General features: G+C 67.1%; 21 protein-coding genes and 1 pseudogene. 15 read left to right on the plus strand and 7 right to left on the minus strand.

Annotation, left to right across the window (positions count from 1 at the left end):
• Positions 1–59: 59 nt before the first annotated feature.
• Positions 60–1364: a thymidine phosphorylase gene (locus H276_RS0111515; RefSeq protein WP_196807896.1), complete on the minus strand. Its 1305-nt coding sequence runs from the start codon at positions 1362–1364 to the stop codon at positions 60–62.
• A gap of 9 nt (positions 1365–1373) precedes the next feature.
• Positions 1374–1910, minus strand: coding sequence for a helix-turn-helix domain-containing protein (locus H276_RS0111520; protein WP_019971464.1), 537 nt, complete (start codon positions 1908–1910; stop codon positions 1374–1376).
• Between the two features lie 93 nt (positions 1911–2003).
• On the opposite strand from H276_RS0111520, the gene H276_RS0111525 reads away from it, so the two are divergent.
• On the plus strand, positions 2004–3407 hold the full coding sequence (locus H276_RS0111525) for an MFS transporter (RefSeq protein ID WP_019971465.1): 1404 nt from the start codon (positions 2004–2006) through the stop codon (positions 3405–3407).
• A gap of 36 nt (positions 3408–3443) precedes the next feature.
• Here H276_RS0111525 and H276_RS0111530 read toward each other — a convergent pair whose 3' ends face one another.
• Entirely contained in the window at positions 3444–3863 is a 420-nt protein-coding gene (locus H276_RS0111530; protein ID WP_026356873.1) for a cytidine deaminase, read from the minus strand.
• 213 nt (positions 3864–4076) lie between these two features.
• Here H276_RS0111530 and sdhC point away from each other — a divergent pair, with 213 nt between their 5' ends.
• From sdhC to H276_RS0111555, 5 genes and pseudogenes are all read left to right on the plus strand, one after another.
• Positions 4077–4493 carry a succinate dehydrogenase, cytochrome b556 subunit gene (gene sdhC, locus H276_RS0111535; protein WP_019971467.1) on the plus strand — a complete coding sequence of 139 codons (417 nt, stop codon included), beginning with the start codon at positions 4077–4079 and terminating at the stop codon, positions 4491–4493.
• Entirely contained in the window at positions 4490–4963 is a 474-nt protein-coding gene (locus H276_RS0111540; RefSeq protein WP_018601659.1) for a succinate dehydrogenase hydrophobic membrane anchor subunit, read from the plus strand. Before sdhC ends, H276_RS0111540 begins: the two co-directional genes overlap by 4 nt.
• 4 nt (positions 4964–4967) lie before the next feature.
• A complete protein-coding gene (gene sdhA / locus H276_RS0111545; protein ID WP_019971468.1) occupies positions 4968–6722 on the plus strand; it encodes a succinate dehydrogenase flavoprotein subunit in 1755 nt (584 codons plus the stop codon).
• 2 nt (positions 6723–6724) lie between these two features.
• Positions 6725–7516, plus strand: coding sequence for a succinate dehydrogenase iron-sulfur subunit (locus H276_RS0111550; RefSeq protein WP_019971469.1), 792 nt, complete (start codon positions 6725–6727; stop codon positions 7514–7516).
• Positions 7517–7607: 91 nt separating this feature from the next.
• A pseudogene (locus H276_RS0111555) lies at positions 7608–8204 on the plus strand (carboxymuconolactone decarboxylase family protein); the annotation flags it as partial.
• A gap of 45 nt (positions 8205–8249) precedes the next feature.
• On the opposite strand, the gene H276_RS0111560 reads toward H276_RS0111555, so the two are convergent.
• The gene (locus H276_RS0111560) at positions 8250–9173 is read right to left on the minus strand and encodes a sigma-70 family RNA polymerase sigma factor (RefSeq protein WP_019971471.1); all 924 of its coding nucleotides are present in this window, start codon (positions 9171–9173) and stop codon (positions 8250–8252) included.
• A gap of 177 nt (positions 9174–9350) precedes the next feature.
• On the opposite strand from H276_RS0111560, the gene H276_RS0111565 reads away from it, so the two are divergent.
• From H276_RS0111565 to H276_RS0111580, 4 genes are all read left to right on the plus strand, one after another.
• Complete coding sequence (locus tag H276_RS0111565; protein ID WP_019971472.1) at positions 9351–9875, plus strand: Lrp/AsnC family transcriptional regulator; 525 nt, start codon at positions 9351–9353, stop codon at positions 9873–9875.
• Positions 9872–11257 carry an aspartate aminotransferase family protein gene (locus H276_RS0111570; protein ID WP_019971473.1) on the plus strand — a complete coding sequence of 462 codons (1386 nt, stop codon included), beginning with the start codon at positions 9872–9874 and terminating at the stop codon, positions 11255–11257. The genes H276_RS0111565 and H276_RS0111570 overlap by 4 nt, the downstream gene beginning before the upstream one ends.
• Before the next feature lie 25 nt (positions 11258–11282).
• Positions 11283–12269 (plus strand): SMP-30/gluconolactonase/LRE family protein, encoded by a 987-nt coding sequence (locus tag H276_RS0111575; RefSeq protein ID WP_019971474.1) that lies wholly within the window; start codon positions 11283–11285, stop codon positions 12267–12269.
• Positions 12270–12337: 68 nt separating this feature from the next.
• Positions 12338–13594, plus strand: coding sequence for a D-alanyl-D-alanine carboxypeptidase family protein (locus H276_RS0111580; RefSeq protein ID WP_081625448.1), 1257 nt, complete (start codon positions 12338–12340; stop codon positions 13592–13594).
• Between the two features lie 86 nt (positions 13595–13680).
• Here H276_RS0111580 and H276_RS0111585 read toward each other — a convergent pair whose 3' ends face one another.
• Entirely contained in the window at positions 13681–14520 is an 840-nt protein-coding gene (locus H276_RS0111585) for a carboxylesterase (protein ID WP_019971476.1), read from the minus strand.
• A gap of 114 nt (positions 14521–14634) precedes the next feature.
• Between H276_RS0111585 and H276_RS0111590 the strand changes: the two genes are divergently transcribed.
• Positions 14635–15207, plus strand: a complete 573-nt coding sequence (locus tag H276_RS0111590; protein ID WP_036460944.1) for a TetR/AcrR family transcriptional regulator — start codon at positions 14635–14637, stop codon at positions 15205–15207.
• Between the two features lie 80 nt (positions 15208–15287).
• On the opposite strand, the gene H276_RS0111595 is transcribed toward H276_RS0111590, so the two are convergent.
• Complete coding sequence (locus H276_RS0111595) at positions 15288–15989, minus strand: GntR family transcriptional regulator (RefSeq protein ID WP_019971478.1); 702 nt, start codon at positions 15987–15989, stop codon at positions 15288–15290.
• Positions 15990–16107: 118 nt separating this feature from the next.
• Between H276_RS0111595 and H276_RS22885 the strand changes: the two genes are divergently transcribed.
• The 4 genes from H276_RS22885 to nagA are packed head-to-tail and all read left to right on the plus strand — an operon-like array spanning position 16108 to position 20649.
• Positions 16108–17535 (plus strand): sugar porter family MFS transporter, encoded by a 1428-nt coding sequence (locus tag H276_RS22885; RefSeq protein WP_081625449.1) that lies wholly within the window; start codon positions 16108–16110, stop codon positions 17533–17535.
• Complete coding sequence (locus H276_RS0111605; RefSeq protein WP_019971480.1) at positions 17532–18443, plus strand: N-acetylglucosamine kinase; 912 nt, start codon at positions 17532–17534, stop codon at positions 18441–18443. Before H276_RS22885 ends, H276_RS0111605 begins: the two co-directional genes overlap by 4 nt.
• A 41-nt stretch (positions 18444–18484) precedes the next feature.
• The gene (locus H276_RS0111610; protein WP_196807897.1) at positions 18485–19492 is read left to right on the plus strand and encodes an SIS domain-containing protein; all 1008 of its coding nucleotides are present in this window, start codon (positions 18485–18487) and stop codon (positions 19490–19492) included.
• Positions 19489–20649, plus strand: coding sequence for an N-acetylglucosamine-6-phosphate deacetylase (gene nagA, locus H276_RS0111615; RefSeq protein WP_019971482.1), 1161 nt, complete (start codon positions 19489–19491; stop codon positions 20647–20649). Before H276_RS0111610 ends, nagA begins: the two co-directional genes overlap by 4 nt.
• Here the strand turns inward: nagA and H276_RS0111620 are convergent.
• Positions 20624–21439, minus strand: a complete 816-nt coding sequence (locus H276_RS0111620; RefSeq protein WP_019971483.1) for a nitronate monooxygenase — start codon at positions 21437–21439, stop codon at positions 20624–20626. The two genes, nagA and H276_RS0111620, sit on opposite strands and share 26 nt — an antisense overlap.
• Positions 21440–21499: the final 60 nt, after the last annotated feature.

Consider the following 21499-nt stretch of genomic DNA (forward strand, 5'->3'; position numbering starts at 1 on the left):
CCGGGCTCGACAATCTCGTCGACGCCATCACGCGGCTCTACGCGTCGTGAGGCGATGGATCAGCGCTGCGGTCGGTCGATTCGGTCGATGATCAGCGGCGGCGGCCCCGGCGCGGAATCACAGACACCCCAGGCGCCGTCGAGCTCGGCCAGCGCCGTACCCAGCCGATCCGGTGTGTCGGTGTAGAGCGTGAACACGACCTCACCGGCGGCCACCGGCTCGCCGGGTCTGCGATGAATCCGCACCCCGGCGCCGGCCTGCACGGGGTCTGCCGGGTGGGCGCGGCCGGCGCCGAGCCGCCAGGCAGCCATCGCCACGCCCATCGCGTCGATGTCGCCCATCACGCCGCCGCGGGTTGCCGTGACGGTCTCGGTTGCCCTGCCGATCGGCAGCGGCCGGGACAGGTCGCCGCCCTGGGCCCTCACCAGTTCCCGAAATCGGTCCATCGCCGACCCGTCGCGCAGCGTGGCGGCAGGATCAACCCCTTCGATGCCTGCGGCGTCGAGCATCTCGGCGGCCAGTGCCAACGTCAGTTCGACCACGTCGGAGGGCCCACCACCGGCCAGCACCTCCAATGACTCGGCCACCTCGACGGCGTTGCCGACAGTGCGCCCCAGCGGCCGGTCCATATCGGTCAGCAAGGCCCGGGTCGGCACCCCGTACGCGTTTCCGAGGTCGACCATCGCGCGGGCCAGCTGCCGCGATTCGGCCTCGGTCTTGAGGAACGCGCCGCGGCCCACCTTGACGTCGAGCACGAGCGCCTCGGCGCCCTCGGCGAGTTTCTTGCTCATCACCGAACTCGCGATGAGCGGCAGCGATTCCGTGGTGGCCGTGACGTCGCGCAGGGCATAGATCTTGCGGTCGGCCGGCGCCAGCTCGCCGGCGGCGAAGATGGCCGCCCCCACATCGCAAAGCTGTTGGCGGATACGGTCTTTGGACAGCTCGGCGGTGAAGCCGGGGATGGCCTCCAGTTTGTCGAGCGTGCCGCCGGTGTGCCCGAGGCCGCGCCCGGCGGCCTGCGGCACCGCGCCTCCGCACGCCAACACCACGGGCACCAGCGGAATGGTGATCTTGTCGCCGACGCCGCCGGTCGAATGCTTGTCCACCAGCGCGAGCGGTTTACCGGCCCGGCGCAGATCGGTGAAGTCGAACCGCTCGCCCGACGCCACCATCGCCGCGGTCCAGCGGGTGATCTCAGCCGGCGTCATGCCGCGTAGGAAGATCGCCATCAGCAGTGCCGACATCTGTTCGTCGGCGACACGGCCATGCGTATAGCCGTCGATGATCCAGTCGATGGCGGCGTCCGACAGCACTCCGCCGTCGCGTTTGGTTCGGATGATGGTGGGCGCGTCGATGGCGCAAATCCTAGCCGCTCACCCCACCAGCGCACCCCGCAGCAACGCCCGCAGGGCCCAGTCGAAATCGTCCCGTTCGGGTGGAGCGCCCTGCAGATGCCCGAACGGATGCCGGCAGGTCAGGTGGCCGATCATCAACCGCCACGCCGCGCGGTACGTGCGTTGCGTGGCCACGTCGTCGAGGCCCGCCGCGCGCAGCAACGCCACGCAATGGTCGGCGATCGGTTTCGCCGACGACAGCGCGTAGTCGCCGTCGGCGATGACGGGTCCGCTCCACGGGTGCGCAACCAGGTAGTCGTACATGGCCTGCCACTGCCGGACCACCGCCTCCACCGGGGCGACTCCGACAGTGTCGATCATCGGGTAACCGGCCACCAGGTCTTCGACGAGTAGGAGAAGTAGTTCCTGTCGGTCGGCGATGTGCCGGTAGAGCGAGGCCGCGCCGGTGCCCAGTTCGCCTGCGATCCGCCGCAGCGTCAGCTCGGCCGGACCGTCCCGGTCGGCGATACGGCGCGCCGCCGCGACAATCGAGTCCTTGTTCAGCGGCGGCGTCATAGGTAGGCCCCGACGCGAACAGCGTTCGCGTTACGGTTACCGCAGATGCGAACAGCGTTCGCACATGTCGGAAACACCTGTTCGAGGAGATCCATGGACGTCATCGCCCGCCAGCATGCCGCATCCGAGGCCGCCCGGCGGGGCGGTTCGCGGCGCGTCCTCACGGCGATGTGCACAGTCGTCGTCTCATACGGGCTCCTGCAGACCATGCTGGTGCCCACCATCGGCGTATTGCAACGCGATCTGAAGACGACCACCGCAGCAGCGTCGTGGGCGGTGCTGTCGGCCATGCTGCTGGCCAGCGCGGTCATCACCCCCGTCGCGAGCCGGATCGGCGACCGGTTCGGCAAGCGCCGGGTGCTGCTGGGGATGCTCACGATTTTCCTGGCCGCCACGCTCGCGGCGGTCGCGGCGCCGAACATCGGCACGCTCATCGCATGCCGGGCCGTGCAGGGCGTCAGCCTCACCCTGCTGCCGCTGACGTTCGCAATCCTGCGCGAGGCGCTGCCCGCAGCGCGGGTGCACGGTGGCCTGGCCGCGGCGTCCGGGCTCGTGAGCGGCACCGCCGGGGTGGGCCTGCTGGTGGGCGGCCTGGTGGTCGACCATGCATCGTGGCGGTGGCTGTTCGTAATCGGAGCCGTTCCCGTGTTGATTGCGCTGATCATGACGGCGCGATGGATCCCGGAGAGTCGCGGACGCCACCCCGGCCGGCTCGACCTGTGGGGCACAGCCTTGATGACGGTCGGCCTGCTGGCCCTGTTGCTCGCCATCACCCAGGGACCGGCATGGGGGTGGGCTTCGGCCCGGGTACTCGGATTGTTCGGCGCGGCGGTGGCGGTGCTCGCAGTGTTTGTCACCGTGGAGCAACGGGTCGCCCACCCCGTCGTGGACCTGGCACTGCTCACCAAACCGCCTCTGACGGCAGCACATCTGGGCGGGCTGCTGCTCGGCGTGAACCAGTTCGCGGTGTACGTGGCCCTACCCAAACTGGCCGAACTCCCCACGGGCAACGACGGGTTCGGACTATCGGTGACAGGCGCGGCACTCGTGTTGGTGCCCGGAACGCTGTTGACGATGCCGGCCAGCTGGGCTGCTCCTGGCCTCGCCAACCGGTTCGGGGTGCGTACGCCACTGGCCGCCGGACTGTTGTGCGGGGCGATCGGCACCGCTCTGTTGGCCGTCGCGCACGGATCGGTATGGCACGCGGTGCTGGACTACGCGATCGCGAGTCTCGGCTGGGGCTTGGCGATGTCGGCGCTGCCCCGGATGGTCAATGCGGCCTGCCCGCCGACACAAAGCGGGAGCGCCAACGGACTGAACACGGTGGCGCGCACCGTCGGCGGCGCGCTGGGCGGGCAGATCGCAGCAGCGGTACTGGCCGGCTGCACTGCCCCCGCCGGCGTCAACACCGGCTTTACCGTGGCGTTTTCGATCGCGGCCGGCGCCGCCGCGACAGGCGGACTGGTGTTACCCCTTTGGCTGTTTCGGGACCGGTGAGCCACGCCCAGGCCAGAGCCGTTGACATGCTTGACATCACGCCTGCGGGGGGCGGCGCCCCGAGCGGGCGAGATCCTCGGGTCCGAACGCGTCGGGAAGCAACTCTGCGAGCCGGCGTGGACCACGGGGGTGATCGATCAACAGCCCCGGCCCGCCATGCTCCAACAGCACCTGCCGGCAGCGCCCACAGGGCATCAGCAACGCTCCGTCGGGCCCGACACAGCTCAAAGCGACAAGCCGGCCGCCACCCGAAGAATGCAGGGCGCAGACCACAGCGCACTCGGCACAGAGACCTAGGCCATATGAGACATTCTCCACATTGCATCCGGCCACGATTCGGTCATCGTCCACCAGCGCCGCGGCGCCGACCGAAAATTGCGAATACGGTGCATAAGCGGTATGCGACACGGAAATCGCCTTGTCCCGCAATACTTTCCAGTCGATATTCGGCGCCAATTCAACAACCTCGGCCAGCTACTGAATGCATTCCGAAACCTCCACCCCATCGACGCGCGATGTAGATAGGTAAGCCTAATTTTCTCATGTTCACGGCTTCTTACGACGACACCGTATTCGTTCGCCCGTGCAAATGGGTTTAGAGTCGCCCCGAGGTTTGGGGCTAATCGACAGACCGGTCCCGAACATCCGCTGATGATGTTGGAGGGCCCTATGAGCGCACAGACGGAGGTGCCGGCTCCGCGCCCGGTCAAGTCCCGCCGGTTGACGTTGTATCGCGGTGATCCCGGCATGTGGTCGTGGGTGTTGCATCGCATCACCGGCGCCACAATTTTCTTCTTCCTGTTCGTGCACGTGTTGGATACCGCGTTGGTCCGGGTGAGCCCCGAGGCGTACAACGCAGTCATCGAGACCTACAAGACCCCCATCGTCGGGTTGATGGAGATGGGCCTGGTGGCCGCGGTGCTCTTCCACGCACTCAACGGCATCCGCGTCATCCTCATCGACTTCTGGCAGTACGGCCCGCGCTATCAGCGGCACATGCTCGCCGTCGCCGTCAGCGTCTTCGCTGTGGCCCTCATCGCCGGACTGGGAGTTCTCGGTATGCATATGGTGGAGCGGTTCCTATGAGCGCGCCAGGGACGGGCGAATCCCGCCTGGGCCGGCCCGCGCCGATCCTCGAACGCGAACACGACCGCCCGGCCGGACTCGATCACCCGCGCGCCCCACGGCGCCCCCGGGGCATTCCGTACTTCGAGAAGTACGCCTGGCTGTTCATGCGGTTCTCCGGTGTGGCGCTGGTTTTTCTGGCGCTGGGCCACCTGTTCATCATGCTGATGTGGCAAGACGGCGTGTACCGGATCGACTTCAACTACGTGGCGCAGCGCTGGGCCTCACCGTTCTGGCAGATCTGGGACATGGCCCTGCTGTGGCTGGCGATGATCCACGGTGCCAACGGGATGCGCACCATCATCGGCGACTACGCGCGCAAGAACGTGACCAAGTTCTACCTGAATTCACTGCTGCTACTGGCAACCGGATTCACCCTGGTGCTGGGCACCTACGTCCTGGTCACCTTCGACGCGAACATCGGGGGTTAAAAGCATGATCCACCACCATCGCTACGACGTCGTCATCGTCGGCGCCGGTGGCGCCGGGATGCGCGCCGCGGTCGAGGCAGCCCCCCGCGCGCGCACCGCGGTGCTGACCAAGCTCTACCCCACCCGCAGCCACACCGGTGCCGCCCAGGGCGGCATGTGCGCCGCGCTGGCCAATGTCGAAGAAGACAACTGGGAATGGCACACCTTCGACACCGTCAAAGGTGGGGACTACCTCGCCGACCAGGACGCCGTCGAGATCATGGCCAAGGAAGCCATCGACGCGGTGCTCGACCTGGAAAAGATGGGCATGCCCTTCAACCGCACCCCCGAAGGCCGCATCGACCAGCGTCGCTTCGGCGGACACACCCGCGACCACGGTAAAGCCCCGGTGCGCCGAGCCTGCTACGCCGCTGACCGCACCGGCCACATGATCCTGCAAACCCTCTACCAAAACTGCGTCAAACACGATGTCGAATTCTTCAACGAGTTCTATGCCCTGGACGTCGCCCTGACCGAAACCCTCGCCGGCCCCGTGGCCACCGGCGTCATCGCCTACGAGTTGGCGACGGGAGATATCCATGTCTTCCACGCCAAGGCCATCGTGTTCGCCACCGGCGGATCCGGCCGCATGTACAAGACCACCTCCAACGCCCACACCCTGACCGGTGACGGCCTGGGTATCATCTTCCGCAAGGGACTTCCCTTGGAAGACATGGAATTCCACCAGTTTCACCCCACGGGCCTGGCCGGCCTGGGCATCCTGATCTCCGAGGCCGTGCGCGGTGAGGGCGGCCGGCTACTCAACGGTGAGGGCGAACGCTTCATGGAGCGCTACGCCCCCACCATCGTCGACCTCGCCCCCCGCGACATCGTCGCCCGCTCGATGGTGCTGGAGGTGCTCGAAGGCCGCGGCGCAGGCCCCAACAAGGACTACGTCTACATCGACGTACGCCACCTCGGCGCCGACGTCCTGGAAGCCAAACTGCCCGACATCACCGAATTCGCCCGCACCTACCTCGGCGTGGATCCGGTCACCGAACTGGTACCGGTCTACCCGACATGTCACTACGTCATGGGCGGGATCCCCACCACCGTGCACGGCCAGGTACTGCGCGACAACACCAACACCATCCCGGGCCTCTACGCCGCCGGGGAATGCGCATGCGTCTCGGTGCACGGCGCCAACCGGCTGGGTACCAACTCACTGCTCGACATCAACGTCTTCGGTCGCCGTGCCGGCATCGCCGCCGCCGAATACGCCAACAACCACCACTTTGTCGACCTCCCCGAGAACCCCGCCGACATGGTGGTCGGCTGGGTCAGCGACATCCTCTCCGAACACGGCAACGAACGTGTCGCCGACATCCGCACCGCGCTGCAACAGTCGATGGACAACAACGCCGCGGTGTTCCGCACCGAAGAAACCCTCAAACAAGCGCTGACCGACATCCACGCGCTCAAGGAGCGGTACTCCCGCATCACCGTGCACGACAAGGGCAAGCGCTACAACAGCGATCTCTTGGAAGCCATCGAGCTCGGCTTTCTGCTGGAACTGGCCGAAGTCACCGTGGTCGGTGCGCTCAACCGCAAGGAATCCCGCGGCGGACATGCCCGCGAGGACTACCCCAACCGCGACGACACCAACTACATGCGCCACACCATGGCCTACAAACAAGGCACTGACCTGTTGAGCGATATCCGGCTGGACCACAAGCCAGTGGTCCAGACCCGGTATGAGCCGATGGAAAGGAAATACTAGACATGGCCCCAGTCGCAGCAGTCGTGGACAAACCCGAAGCCGGCGACCCGCCCCTGCCCCCTGTCCCCGAGGGTGCGGTCATGGTCACGTTGAAGATCGCCCGGTTCAACCCCGAGAACCCCGACGCTGCCGGCTGGCAGAGTTTCCGAGTGCCGTGCCTGCCCACCGACCGATTGCTCAACCTGCTGCTCTACGTCAAGGGCTACCTCGACGGCACCCTGACCTTCCGACGCTCCTGCGCCCACGGTGTCTGCGGATCCGACGCCATGCGCGTCAACGGCGTCAACCGACTGGCCTGCAAAGTGCTCATGCGCGACCTGCTACCCAAAAAGCCCGGCAAACCGCTCACCATCACCATCGAACCCATCCGCGGCCTGCCCGTGGAAAAGGACCTCGTGGTCGACATGGAACCGTTCTTCGACGCCTATCGCGCCGTCAAACCGTTCCTCATCACCAGCGGCAACCCGCCCACCAAGGAGCGCATCCAAAGCGCCACCGACCGGGCCCGCTTCGACGACACCACCAAGTGCATCCTGTGCGCCTGCTGCACCACCAGCTGCCCCGTCTACTGGAACGAAGGCAGCTACTTCGGCCCCGCAGCCATCGTCAACGCCCACCGATTCATCTTCGACTCCCGCGACGAAGCCGCCGCCGAACGACTCGACATTCTCAACGAAGTCGACGGCGTCTGGCGCTGCCGCACCACCTTCAACTGCACCGAAGCCTGCCCCCGCGGCATCCAAGTCACCCAAGCCATCCAAGAAGTCAAACGCGCCCTGATGTTCGCACGGTGAGTTCCTTTCGCCGAGTGTGAAGAAGATCGCGAGATTTCTCGAAAATCTCGCGATCTTCTTCACACTCGGTCTGTCACACATCACCGGGTCGTCTCGTCTGACTGATATGACCACACGAATCTCCCCTGTGACCCCCAAGCGCGCCGGCCTGCTGACCCGGATCATGTACCGCGTTGCCAAGCGGAAATTCGGTGAGGTGCCCGAACCGTTCACGGTGGCCGCCCATCACCCGCGGCTGCTGGTCGCCAACGCGGTGCACGAGACCCTCCTGCAGAGTGGTTCGAAGAAACTGCCGGCCAGTGTCCGGGAACTGGCGGTGTTCTGGACCGCCCGCACCGTAGGTTGCTCGTGGTGTGTCGATTTCGGGTCGATGCTCATGCGCCTGGAGAACCTGGATGTCGACCGGCTCAAATCGATAGACGAGTACGCCACCTCACCGCTGTTCACCGATGACGAGCGCGCTGCGATCGCCTACGCCGACGCCATGACCACCGACCCGCACACCGTGACCGACGAGCAAGTCGCCGATCTGCGAAAGCGATTCGGCGACGACGGCGTGTTCGAGTTGACGTATCAGGTCGGCGTGGAGAATATGCGGGCGCGGATGTACTCGGCGCTGGGAATCACCGAGCAGGGCTTCAGCTCGGGGGATGCGTGCCGGGTGCCGTGGGCCGACCAGCTGGAGTGATCTCGATGCAGGTGATCGAAGCCGGTGAAGCGGGCTCTTCTCGCATCACAACGCATCTCCGCGGAGTGGAGAACCGGTGAACTTGTCGGGGTTGGCGATATCCCATACCGCACAGACCTTCCCGTCACGGATGGTCATCGCGGTGACGCGCGGCATCATCTCCGGATAGCCCGCACCCGCGGGTGCACCCGGGGTGTAGACGCCCAGCTCGCCGTTGACCAATGCCAGCTGCGCCTCCGCCAACCAGTTCGGCCCGTAGCGCGCCGCCAACCCGAGCAGAAACCGGGCCACCTTGTCCGGGCCATGGATGACCCGCGCGGCCGTGGGCGCCCGGCGATTGGAGTCGCCGGTGAACGTGACGTCCGGATGCAAAAGACGCACAACGGCTTCCAGATCTCCAGTGGCCAAGGCCGCCATGAACGCCCCTGCCACCTCGTTGTGCGTGTCGGCCGGGGCCGCGGGCGGAGTGTCGGCCACCGCCCGACGGGCCCGCGAGGCCAATTGCCGCGCAGCCGCGGGGCTGACGCCGAGCACCTCGGCGATCTCGGGGAACGGCACAGCGAAACCGTCGTGCAGCACGAAGGCCACTCGCTGATCCGGCGTCAACCGTTCCAGCACCACCATCGCCGCGAACCGCGCGTCTTCGCCGGCGACCACCGCGGTCAACGGGTCGACGGTGCCGGACCCGGTCAGATCGAACCTCGTCACCACCGGCTCGGGCAGCCATTCGCCGACGTAGGACTCGCGCCGATGGGCGGCCGACCGCAACCGGTCCAGGCCGAGCCGGCTGACCACTGTGGTCAGCCAGGCCCGCAGGTCGTTGATCTCGCCGCGGTTGGCATTCCACCGGATCCAGGCGTCCTGGACGATGTCTTCGGCATCGGCGTAGGTGCCCGTCAACCGGTACGCGACCGCCAGGAGGTGGGGCCGCAACGCCTCGAACTCGTCGGTCTGCGCCGCCGTCGTCACCTACCCGAGGGTAGTCACCGCGGCACCGTTGATCCGACCGTCGGCCGCGTTCACTGCCACCCTCATGGCGCCATGCGATGACCAATCCCTACGAGATACCGCGGTCAGGGGCCAACTAGACAAATGATTTCATCGAAATAGCTGCCACAAACAACGAATTCCGTGCAAAATCGTTGTATGACCGACCCGGATGGTGACGAGCAGACATCCGCACCCGTCCCCTTTCGTGTCAACTATTCTCGGCCAGGAGCCGCCTTTCCGCTCGATGAACTGTCAAAAGCGATCATCGAACAACTTCAGCAGGATGGTCGACGCTCATATGCGGGCATCGGGAAGGCCATCGGGCTGTCCGAGGCCGCCGTCCGCCAGCGCGTGCAACGGATGGTCGACGCCGGCGTCATGCAGATCGTCGCCGTGACCGATCCGCTGCAACTCGGCTTCTCCCGGCAGGCGATGATCGGCATCCGCTGCACCGGAGACACGATCAAGCTGGGCGAGAAGCTGGCCGCCATGGCATCGGTCGACTACGTCGTGCTGACCGCGGGATCATTCGACATCATCATCGAAGTTGTCTGCGAAGACGACGACAGCCTGCTCGACCTGCTCAACACCCAGATTCGCGCACTACCGGGAGTGATATCAACCGAAACGCTCGTCTATTTGAAACTCGTTAAACAGCAATATAATTGGGGTACACGATGACAATCACAGATCCTACCCGGCGAGCTCCGTCTGATCTGGCCGCCAAAGCCGACCGCCACCTGTGGGGCCACTTCGCCCGGCACGGGCAGGGCATCACGCCACCGATCATCACCCGCGGCGAGGGCGTCTACATCTTCGACGACAAGGGCAAGCGCTACATCGACGGCCTCTCCGGGCTCTTCGTCGTCCAAGTCGGCCACGGCCGCAAGGAACTTGCCGAGGCGGCGGCAAAACAGGCCGAGACGCTGTCCTACTTCCCGCTATGGTCCTACGCCACCCCGCCGGCCATCGAACTGGCCGAACGCGTCGCCGGGTACGCACCGGGCGATCTCAACCGGGTCTTCTTCACCACCGGCGGCGGCGAAGCGGTCGAGAGCGCCTGGAAACTGGCCAAGCAATACTTCAAGCTCACCGGAAAACCGGGTAAGCACAAGGTGGTTTCACGGTCGATCGCTTACCACGGCACGCCGCAGGGCGCGCTGGCGATCACCGGGATCCCGGCGTACAAGGCACCGTTCGAGCCATTGACTCCGGGCGGTTTCCGCGCCCCGAACACCAACTTCTACCGGGCACCTGCCGAATATGCCCACGACGAGAAGGCATTCGGCCGCTACTGCGCCGACCGCATTGCCGAGGCCATCGAATTCGAGGGACCGGACACGGTGTGCGCTGTCTTTCTCGAGCCGGTGCAGAACGCCGGCGGCTGCTTCCCGCCGCCGCCCGGATACTTCGAACGCGTCCGCGAAATCTGCGACCGCTACGACGTGCTGCTGGTCTCCGATGAGGTGATCTGCGCGTACGGCCGGATCGGTTCGATGTTCGCCTGCAACGACTTCGGCTACGTACCGGACATCATCACCAGTGCCAAGGGCTTGACGTCGGGCTACTCGCCATTGGGCGCGATGGTCGCCAGCGACCGGCTGTTCGAGCCGTTCAACGATGGCAAGACCGTCTTCGGGCACGGCTATACCTTTGGCGGACACCCGGTTTCGTCGGCAGTTGCGCTGGCCAATCTCGACATCTTCGAGCGCGAGAAGATCAACGATCACGTCAAGGAACTGGCACCGGCGTTCCGGGCCACTCTGGAGAAGCTCTACGATCTGCCGATCGTCGGCGATGTGCGGGGTGACGGCTTCTTCTACGGCATCGAGCTGGTCAAGGACAAAACGACCAAGGAGACATTCAGCGACGAGGAGAGTGAGCGGCTGCTGCGCGGGTTCCTGACCCCCGCGTTGTGGGATGCCGGTCTGTACTGCCGCGCCGACGACCGTGGCGACCCAGTGATCCAGCTGGCGCCGCCGCTGATCAGCGGGCAGGCCGAGTTCGACGCCATGTACGAGATCCTGCACCGCGTGCTCAGCGAGGCAAGCGACGTGCTGTAGCGGTTCGCGGGCGTACCGTCAGCTTGTGCCGCGCAAGCCCCCGATCGATCCAGTCCGCTGGACTCCGCCGCCGGTCGGTGGGCTGCCCGATTTCCGGTCGGCCGAGCTGACGGTCGTACCCATGCCGGGTGGCGGGCCCGAGGATGTCGTCGTCGACGCCACCGGGCAGCTGTGGACCGGGCTGGTCGACGGCCGCATCGTGCGCGTGACTCCCGACGGGGCCGCGACGGTGGTGGCCGACACCGGTGGCCGGCCGCTCGGCATGCATGTGGCACGCGACGGCCGGGTGCTGATCTGCGACAGCCACCGGGGGCTGCTGGCGTTGGACCCGACGACGCACAAGTTGTCGACGCTGGTCGACTCAATCGGCGGGCGGCCGTTGACGTTCTGCTCGAACGTCACCGAAACCTCGGACGGCACAATCTATTTCACCGAGTCGACCAGCCGGTTCCACGTCGAGTACTACACCGGCGCCATCCTGGAGGCCCGTGGCGCCGGCAGCCTGTTCCGGCTCGTGCCGGACGGCACGGTCACCACGCTGGTCGAGGGACTCTACTTTGCCAATGGGGTGACCCCCACGGTCGACGAATCGGCGTTGGTGTTCGCCGAAACCCAGGGCCGTCGGTTGTCCAAATACTGGCTGAGCGGACCGACGGCCGGGACCGTGACACCTCTTGCCGAACATCTGCCCGGCATGCCGGACAACATCTCCACCGCACCCGACGGCCGGATCTGGGTCGCGCTGGTCAGCGCGATCGTTCGCGCGGCCGAGCGATTGGCTCCGCTGCCACCCGTGCTGCGCAAAGCGGTGTGGCGACTGCCCGACGCCCTGCTGCCGAAGATCAAGCCCGAGGTGTGGGTGGCGGCCTTCGACGCCGAAACCGGTGCGGCCGTCGACGGCATCCGGACTCAGAGCCCAGACTTCGGCGCGGTTACCGGCGTCGTCGAAACGGGTGAAAAACTGTGGATGTCGACCATCGAATTCCCTGTGCTGGCCTATACCCGCCTTTAACATCAGTCACACACGTCACAGCGTGGCTCCCCGGAATCGGGGTCCGGATCGCCTAACCTTCGGACACGATGGGGACCTTGCGGAGTATCTCGACGCGCGCGCTCATGCGCGGATGTTCCGTGCTCGCGGCGTTGACGATGCTCGCGGCACCGGCCCTGGTGACCGTGCCGACAGCGTCCGCCGACCCCGTCGCGGCACCGGCGCCGGCACCCCCGCCGCCGGAGTGCCCGTTCAAGGTGACGACGCCACCCGCGGTCGACTCGTCGGAGGTGCCCAAGGCAGGCGATCCGCCGCTGCCCCTGCCGGTACCCACGAAAACCATCGGCGGCGAGGCACTTTCGGGCTGCGGGATCATCACCGCACCCGATACCCCGCCCGTTCCCAATGACATCTCCGCCGACGCGTGGGTAGTGGCCGACCTGGACAGCGGCGACATCATCGCCGCGCGAGATCCCCATGCCCGGCACCGGCCCGCGAGCATCATCAAGGTCCTCGTCGCCACGGCCGCGCTCAACGAGCTGAATCTCAACAAGCGCATCCAGGGCACCCAGGAGGATGCCAACGCCGAAGGCACCCGCGTCGGCGTCGGCCCCGGCGGCGTGTACTCCATCAACGACCTGTTGCACGGCCTGCTCATGCATTCGGGCAACGACGCCGCGCACGCGTTGGCCATGCAACTCGGCGGCATGGACACCGCGCTGCAGAAGATCAACGTGTTGGCGGGCAAGCTCGGTGGCCGCGACACCCGGGCCGCCACCCCGTCCGGGCTCGACGGCCCCGGCATGAGCACCTCGGCCTACGACATCGGGCTGTTCTACCGCTACGCCTGGCAGAACCCGGTGTTCGCCGACATCGTGGCCACCAAGTCGTTCGATTTCCCTGGGCGCGACGGTAATCCGACATACGAGGTCGAGAACGACAACAAGTTGCTGGACAACTACCCGGGCGCGCTCGGCGGCAAGACCGGCTACACCGACGACGCCGGACAGACCTTCGTCGGCGCGGCCAATCGGGACGGTCGCCGCCTGGTGGCGATTCTGATGCACGGCACCCGGCTGCCGATCGCTCCGTGGGAGCAGGCCGCACATCTGCTCGACTACGGTTTCGCCACTCCGCCGGGCACCAAGGTCGGCACGCTGGTGGACCCCGACCCGTCACTGACGACACCCAAGCAGCCCGATGCGCCCACCGCAGCGCAAGCCGCGAGCGTACTGCCCGCTGCCGATGCGCTGCCGGTGCGAGTGGGCGTGGCCATCGTCGGCGCCATCATCGTGTTCCTGCTCATCATGGGCGCCCGGTCGCTGAACCGCCGCCCGCAGCACTGACTTCGACCGCCTTCCCCGGCGAGCAGACGTGGCGGCACCTCGAAACCGGAGTGTCGCGTACCGCAGCGTCTGCTCGCGCAAGAACGTCAGTGCTGCTTGATGAACCCGAGGGCCCGCTCGGCGACTTCGCGCCAGCCGTTGTCGATCACCAATGAGTGTCCGCGACCGGGGATCTCGACGATCTCGGTGACATTGGGGTTCTTCTTGTTCAGCTTGTAGGAGGCGTTGGCGATCGCCCACGGGACGGTGTTGTCCTTCTCGCCGGAGATGATCAGCAGCGGACCGCGCTCCGGGTTCTTGGTGTTGACCTTCGTCTGCGACGCGGGGTTCAAGTTCGCGACCGCAGCCTGGAACAGCGGCGCACCAGAACCAGCGACGGAGTATTCGTCGTAGAGCCGGTTCGACTCCTCTTCCGAGACGGCGTTACCAAAGGCGAACCGGAACTGCCTGCGGGTCAAGGCGATAGCGCGACCGTAGTTGAGCGGATTGCCGAGGACGGGGAATGCGGCCCGCAGCGCCGACACGGGCAGCGGCAGCACGCCACGGAACGGCGCCGGGTCGATCGCGATCGAGGCCGCGGCAAGTCCCATACCGGCGAGCTTCTGAGTGATCAGTCCGCCGAAGGAGTGCCCGATCACGATGGGCTTGCGGTCCAGTGCCCGGATCACCTCGGCGTAGTGCTCGGCGATGTCACCGACTGTCTTGTGAGCGAACACCGAGGGATCGCGGCGTGCGTGCGCGACCGTTGTCGGGTCGTCCGGCCATCCGGGGGCCAGGGTGACGAAGCCCTGCTCCTCGAACAATGCGCGCCAGTTGTCCCAGCTGGTGGGCAGCAGCCAAAGGCCGTGGATGAAGACGACGGGCTGAGCGCCCGAGGCGTTGGCGCGCTCGATCTCGGCCTGTTCCCGAGGGGTGATGGCGGTCATGGCGGTCTCCTATCGATAGAAAGAACGGTCGTTCTGCTGCATGTAACCGGCATGATGGCCGACCTGTTCCCGATTGCAGAAAGAACGTTCTGGCCGACGGAGTACCGTCGAATCATGGAAACGTCGATACCCGTCTCGCAGGCCCGGGAACGGCTGTTGCGCACGGCCGCGGAGCTTTTCTATCGAGAGGGAATTCACTCTGTCGGCGTGGACCGGATCCTTGCCGACGCGAACGTCACCCGCGCCACCATGTACCGGCACTTCGCAGGCAAGGAAGGGCTGGTCGAGGCCTATCTGGTGCTGGAGGATGCGACGATCCGCGGCTACTTCTCCGAGGCGCAGACGCATGCCGGCCCGGACGACGACATGCTCGAGCTCGTGATCGACGGGATCGCCGAGGACATCGCGCGCTACCACACCCGCGGATGCCCATTCATCAATGCGGCTGCCGAATACCCCGACCCCGACAGTTCGGTCCGGAAACTCATCGCGACACACCGAAGCTGGTTTCGGGGTGCACTCGAACAGGCCGCGGCCGGGCGCGACGACCCCGCCGCCGTCGCGGCATCGCTGGTCCTGCTGCGCGACGCGGCACTCGTCGGCGGCTACCTCGACGGGATCGAGACGACGAAGCGCTCGTTCGTTCGAGCCGCGCGACAGGCGGCGGGGTTACCGGCGCGCGACTGACCTCTTCCCGCCGAGCAGACATGTAGGTACTCCAGACGCACGGCGTGTCGGGTACCGCAGTGTCTGCTCGCGGGGAAAGGCTAGGCGCGCGCGACGAAGCAGAACCGGTCTCCTCGGTATACCGACCTGGTCCACTCGACGATGCGGCCGGTTCTGTCCCGGCTCGTGCGATGCACCAGCAGCAGGGGCTGCCCGGTCGCGATCCGCAGGAGCTCCGCCTGGTCCGGGTTCGCCAGCGCGGTCTCGACGGTGTCCTCGACCGAGTGCACGCCGCGGTCGTAGCAATCGCGCAGCGCCGCGTACAGCGAACCCGTCTCGGCCAGCCGGGCCTCCAGTCGCGGCAGCGCGCCGGGCAGGTGTGCCTCCTCGATCGCCAACGGCTCGCCGTCGACCTCGCGCAGCCGCGTCAGGAGATGGATCCGCTCTCCCGGCGCGATTTCCAGATGCTCCGCGACGGCCGGCTCGGCACGCACCCGTTCCAACCCGAGGATCTGCGAAGAGGGTTGCATCCCTTCGGCTTTCAGATCGTCGGTGAGGGACGAGAGCTGCCGGACGTGAACCACCTTGGGCGGCGCGACGAAGTTGCCGCTGCCCTGGGTCCGGCGCAGGACGCCTTCCCCCGCCAATTCCGCCAGGGCCTTGCGCAGCGTGGTCCGAGACGTGCCGAGCTGTTCGGCGAGCTGCCGCTCGGGGGGCAGCGACGCGCCCCGGTCGAGGCCCGCGATGAGGTCGGCCAGCGCGAGCTTGACCTGGAAATACCGCGGCGGGGCAGGTTCGGCCATATCAGTTTTCCCTTACCTCTTGACGAACGAAATTGGTGTATGCCAATGTTACCTCCATCATATTGGCGTATACCAATTTGACCCCGTCACATTCATCCCGCAGCGAGAGGAACCGCACGTGGGCTCTACCGAAACTCGAAAACCCCCGCGGCTTGCGGTGCTGGTGGGGATCGCCGCCGCCAGCGTCGGCGTCATCTACGGCTACGACCTGTCCAACATCGCCGGCGCCATGCTGTTCATCCCCAAGGAGTTCGACCTGGACACCGCGGGCGTGCAGTGGATCACCACCATGGTGGTGATCGGTGAGATCGCCGGCGCGATCATCGGCGGCTGGCTGGCCAACCGGATCGGCCGCAAGAAGTCGATGGTCCTGGTGGCGGTCACCTACGCGGCGTTCGCGCTGATGTGCGCCTTGTCGGTATCGGTGCCGATGCTCATGGTCGCCCGGCTACTGCTGGGCCTGACCATCGGCATCTCGGTGGTGGTGGTGCCGGTGTTTGTCGCCGAGTCGGCCCCCGCCGACATCCGCGGGTCACTGCTGGTCGCCTACCAGGTAGCCACGGTGGTCGGCATCATCATCGGCTACCTGGCCGCCTACGCGCTGGCGGGATCGGGCAGTTGGCGCTGGATGCTCGGCCTGGCCGCCGTGCCCGCCGTGGTGGTGGCCCTCGTCCTGCTACGCATGCCCGACACCGCCCGCTGGTACATGCTCAAGGGTCGCACCGAAGACGCTCGCCGCGCGCTGCGGATGGTCGAACCCGCTGCCGACGTCGATGCCGAGTTGGCCGAGATCGGCAGGGCACTGCACGAAGAACGCGGCGGCGCGTTCCGCGAGATGCTGCGTCCGCCCTACCTGCGGGCCACTGTCTTCGTCGTCGTGCTCGGGTTCTTCATCCAGATCACCGGCATCAACGCCATCGTGTACTACAGCCCGAAACTGTTCGAGGCCATGGGTTTCCACGGCAACTTCGCGCTGCTGATCCTGCCCGCTCTGGTCCAGGTCGCCGCCCTGATCGCGGTGTTCGTGTCGCTGGTGCTCGTCGACCGGCTGGGCCGGCGCCCGATCCTGCTCGGCGGCATCGCCATGATGGTGCTGGCCAACGCTCTGCTGATCGGTGTCTTCGTCGCCGGCGAGAACTTCGGCGGGGCGCTCACGGCGCTCGGCTTCATCGGAGTGCTGCTGTTCACCGTCGGCTTCACCTTCGGATTCGGTGCCCTGGTCTGGGTGTACGCCGGGGAGAGCTTCCCGTCGCGGCTGCGCTCGATGGGTTCCAGCGCGATGCTCACCTCCGACCTGGTGGCCAACGCGATCGTCGCGGGATTCTTCCTCACCATGCTGCAGACTCTCGGCGGGTCGGGCACGTTCATGGTGTTCGGCGCACTGGCCCTGCTGGCCTTCGTCTTCGTCTACCGGTTCGCGCCGGAGACCAAGGGCCGCCAACTGGAGGACATCCGGCACTTCTGGGAGAACGGCGGCCAGTGGCCTTCAGAAAAGACCAGCACAGCGGCCGCCGGCGGCACCCCGACCGAGGCGACCGGACGATGAGCTCGACGGCGGTGCTCGGCCTGGACATCGGCGGCTCGAAGACCCAGGCCCTGCGGGTGGAGAATGGCACGGTGGCCGCCGAGGCCCTGGCCGGCAGCGCGAACATCTCGTCGGTGGGTCTCGAAGAAGCCGGCCGGCAGCTCGACGTCATTCTCGACCAGTTGGGCACCAAGGACATCAAGGCAGTCTGTGCCGGCGCGGCAGGGGTCGAAACACCCGACGGCGAAGCCCGACTGCGTGATCTGCTGGCCCGCCGACTGCCCTGCGCTCGTATCCGGGTGGTGCACGACAGCCAGCTGATCCTGGCCGCCGCGGGCGTCATGGACGGCATCGCCGTCATCTCCGGCACCGGCTCGGTGGCCTGGGGGCGCCGCGGCGAACTGCAGAGCCGGGCCGGCGGCTGGGGATACCTGCTCGGCGACGAAGGCAGCGGATACTGGGTGGCCCGGGAAGCGTTGCGGCGCAGCCTGATCCGTGCCGACCGCGGCGAGCCCGCAGACCGGCTCGGTCAACAGCTGGCCGCTGATTGCGGCCTGCAACTGCCCGAACAACTACTCGAGCACTTCTACACCCAGCCGGACCGGCGCTATTGGGCCGGCCGCGCCCGCGTGGTGTTCGAGCTGGCCCGCGACGGCGACCCGGTGAGCCGCGACATCATCGACGCCGCCGCCGCGGCGCTCGCCGAGCTCGCGGTGTCGGTTGCCACGCGGCTCGGTTCGCCCGGCCCGGTGGTGCTGGCCGGCGGACTGGCCGTGCATCAGCCCGCACTGCAGAAAGCCGTACGCATACGGCTGACCGAACAGCAGTTCACCGACGTCCGGGTACTGGCCGTCGACCCCGTCCGGGGTGCGGTGGAACTGGCCCAACGACTACTACTGACATGTGATTCCGAGAAGGAGAAGAAGTGAGCAACCTTGACGCCACCCACGTGAGCACCCCCGGCCACCTGATGGCCGCCGAGATCGCCGAACAGCCGCAGGTATGGCGCCGACTGCTCACCGACGGGCTCGACCCGATCCGTGCCGCTGCCGATCGGATCACCCGGACCGCACCGCGTTTCGCCCAGTTGGTGGCCCGCGGCACCAGTGACCATGCCGCCTTGTACGCCAAGTACCTGATCGAGATCAAACACGGCCTGCCCGCCGGACTGGTGTCGCCGTCGACCGTCACGGTCTACGGCGCTCGGCCCGATCTGCGCGACGTGCTCTACATCGCGGTCAGCCAGTCCGGCGGATCGCCCGACCTGGTGCGTTCGGTGGAGGTCGCCCGGGCCCAGGGCGCTTTGACCGTCGCCGTCACCAACAACGCCGCATCCGACCTGGCCGCGGCCGCCGAGATTCACATCGATGTGCTGGCCGGCTCGGAACGCTCGGTGGCGGCGACCAAGTCCTACACCGCTGAACTGCTGGCCCTGCAATTGCTTCTCGGCGGCGGTGACAGTCGGGGCACCGAGGCACTGCCCGAACTCGGTGAGGCCGTGCTGGCCTGCGGTGAGCAGGTGCGCGAAGTCGCGCAACGCTACCGGTTCGCGCAACGGCTCGTCACCACCGCACGTGGATACTCCTACCCCACCGCCCGGGAAGCCGCCCTCAAACTCATGGAGACGTCATACCTTTCGGCGCAGGCATTCTCGGGTGCCGACCTGCTCCACGGCCCGCTGGCAACCGTCGACCCGCAGGTGCCGGTGCTGGCCATCGTGCCCGACAGCGCCGGCGGGCAGGCGATGCAGCCGGTGCTGGAGCGGTTGGCCGAACGACACGCCGACGTGTTCGGGGTGGGCGCTCCGGCGGCACTGGCCGGGCTGGCCGGCGGCATCGCCTTGCCCACCGTGTCCGATGAGCTCTCTCCGCTATTGGAAATCCTTCCGCTGCAACAGCTTGCCCTGCACCTGGCCCTGGCCCGCGGCGGTGACCCGGACCAGCCGCGCGGGCTGCGCAAGGTTACGGAGACCCTGTGACACTGATCGCGGCGGGCACCGTGGTGGCCGCCGACAGCGTGCACCGGCCGGGCTGGATCGAGACGAGCGCCGACCGCATCATCGGCTGCGGCGCCGGTGCTCCCCCACGGCCCGCGGATGTCGAATACCCGGATGCGATCGTGGTGCCCGGATTCGTGGACATCCACGTGCACGGCGGCGGCGGCGCGTCCTACACCGACGGCGTGGCCGATGAAATCGTCCGGGCGGCAACGTTTCACCGCAGTCACGGCACCACCACTACGCTCGCCAGCCTGGTCACCGCATCGCCGGCCGACCTGCTGCGTGAGGTGGCCGCACTCACCGAAGCCACCAATGCCGGTGTGGTGGCCGGGATCCACTTGGAGGGGCCGTGGCTCAGCTCGGCCCGCTGTGGCGCGCACGATGCCACGCAATTGCGCGATCCGGACCCTATGGAGGTCAAGGCCCTGCTGGCCGCGGCCGACGGCGCCATCCGCATGGTCACCATCGCACCCGAACTGCCCGGCAGTGACGACGCGATCCGGCTGCTGGTCGACGCCGGAGTTGTTGTCGCGGTTGGCCATACCGATGCCAGCTATCTGCAGGCCCGTCGGGCCGTAGAACTGGGCGCCACAGTCGGCACCCATCTGTTCAACGCGATGCGGCCACTGCACCACCGCGACCCCGGCCCCGCCCTGGCCTTACTGGAGGATCCACGAGTCACCGTGGAACTGATCGCCGACGGCGTGCACGTGCATCGCGCATTGCTGCGGCACGTCGTCGAATCGGCAGGAGCCGACCGGGTTGCGCTGATCACCGATGCCATGGCCGCGGCCGGGCTGGCCGACGGTTCGTTCCGGCTCGGCACACTCGACGTCGACGTGCGGGACCACGTCGCGCGGGTGCGTGGCGAACCGACCATCGCGGGCAGCACGGCGACGATGGACCGGATCTTCCGGGCTGCCGTGGACTCGTCGGCGTCCGATGATGCGCTCACAGCCGCAGTACAGATGACGGCGACGACACCGGCCCGCACTCTCGGGCTCACCGACGTCGGCAGCATCTCGCCACACCTGCGTGCCGATCTCGTGGTACTCGATGCGGATCTTGCCGTGCAGGCCGTGATGAGGGAAGGTCGCTGGTCGGACCCGCTCAGCCTCGGCTCATCAGCTGTGTAATCGTCTCCGCCGCGGTCAAGGCCCGGGTCACCATGCCGACCCCCTCCCCGGCGTTCACCGGCGTGGCCTGACCCGCAGCGTCGACCAGCACGCGTTCGGGAATGCTCGACGGCCAACCATATCCGGAGGCGATGTCGAATTCGGAGGTCAGCGTTGTCGATCCGGCGTCGGCTGCCAGCAACGCGTCCCGCGCCGCATCCGGGGTGAGTGCCTCGACACAGGTGGAGAACGCTGTGCCCACCCATGCCGCGGCCGCCCCGGCCGCCAGTACCGCGGCCACCCCGCGCGCCGAGGCGATGCCACCCGCGGCGAGCACCGGTACCTCGACCGTGTCGAGCACGTCGGTCAGCAAAGGCAAGGTGCCGACGAGCGGCTTCCCGTGCCCGCCGCCCTCGGCACCGCGGGCCACCAGTACATCCACCCCGGCATCCACAGCGCGCCGCGCGGCGTCGACCGTCGCAACCTGCGTCGCCACCCGCACCTCGGCGTCGTGGGCACGCCGCACCCATTCCCAGTCGTCACCGAAACTCACGCTGAGCAGCGCGGGCCGGGCGGCCAGCGCGACGTCGAGGAGCTCGGGCTGATCGGTCATCACCCAGTGCACGAGACCGATGCCGAATGGGCGGTCGAGAGCACCGAGGGTGGCGAGCTCGCCGCGTAACAACTCGGCTGTCGCGGCACTGCCCATACCGATCATGCCGAGGCCGCCGGCCCGGGATACCGCCGCCGCCAGCCGGCCCCCGGCCGCACCGCCCATGGGCGCGTTGACAATTGGTACGTCGAGGCCCATCTCACGCGCCCAGCTGGTAACGATGCTCACACCCGGCGATGTTACTCTCGGGCCCGCCGA

This window comes from Mycobacterium sp. 141 (genome assembly GCF_000382405.1).
Lineage (GTDB): Bacteria > Actinomycetota > Actinomycetes > Mycobacteriales > Mycobacteriaceae > Mycobacterium.

Bases quoted from the DNA above. Each gene is read 5' to 3' on its own strand.
- H276_RS0111520 (WP_019971464.1), bottom strand. From the start codon at position 1,910: ATGACGCCGCCGCTGAACAAGGACTCGATTGTCGCGGCGGCGCGCCGT.
- H276_RS0111525 (WP_019971465.1), top strand. From the start codon at position 2,004: ATGGACGTCATCGCCCGCCAGCATGCCGCATCCGAGGCCGCCCGGCGG.
- sdhC (WP_019971467.1), top strand. From the start codon at position 4,077: ATGAGCGCACAGACGGAGGTGCCGGCTCCGCGCCCGGTCAAGTCCCGC.
- H276_RS0111540 (WP_018601659.1), top strand. From the start codon at position 4,490: ATGAGCGCGCCAGGGACGGGCGAATCCCGCCTGGGCCGGCCCGCGCCG.
- sdhA (WP_019971468.1), top strand. From the start codon at position 4,968: ATGATCCACCACCATCGCTACGACGTCGTCATCGTCGGCGCCGGTGGC.
- H276_RS0111550 (WP_019971469.1), top strand. From the start codon at position 6,725: ATGGCCCCAGTCGCAGCAGTCGTGGACAAACCCGAAGCCGGCGACCCG.
- H276_RS0111565 (WP_019971472.1), top strand. From the start codon at position 9,351: ATGACCGACCCGGATGGTGACGAGCAGACATCCGCACCCGTCCCCTTT.
- H276_RS0111570 (WP_019971473.1), top strand. From the start codon at position 9,872: ATGACAATCACAGATCCTACCCGGCGAGCTCCGTCTGATCTGGCCGCC.
- H276_RS0111580 (WP_081625448.1), top strand. From the start codon at position 12,338: ATGGGGACCTTGCGGAGTATCTCGACGCGCGCGCTCATGCGCGGATGT.
- H276_RS0111585 (WP_019971476.1), bottom strand. From the start codon at position 14,520: ATGACCGCCATCACCCCTCGGGAACAGGCCGAGATCGAGCGCGCCAAC.
- H276_RS0111590 (WP_036460944.1), top strand. From the start codon at position 14,635: ATGGAAACGTCGATACCCGTCTCGCAGGCCCGGGAACGGCTGTTGCGC.
- H276_RS0111595 (WP_019971478.1), bottom strand. From the start codon at position 15,989: ATGGCCGAACCTGCCCCGCCGCGGTATTTCCAGGTCAAGCTCGCGCTG.
- H276_RS0111605 (WP_019971480.1), top strand. From the start codon at position 17,532: ATGAGCTCGACGGCGGTGCTCGGCCTGGACATCGGCGGCTCGAAGACC.
- H276_RS0111610 (WP_196807897.1), top strand. From the start codon at position 18,485: ATGGCCGCCGAGATCGCCGAACAGCCGCAGGTATGGCGCCGACTGCTC.
- H276_RS0111620 (WP_019971483.1), bottom strand. From the start codon at position 21,439: ATGGGCCTCGACGTACCAATTGTCAACGCGCCCATGGGCGGTGCGGCC.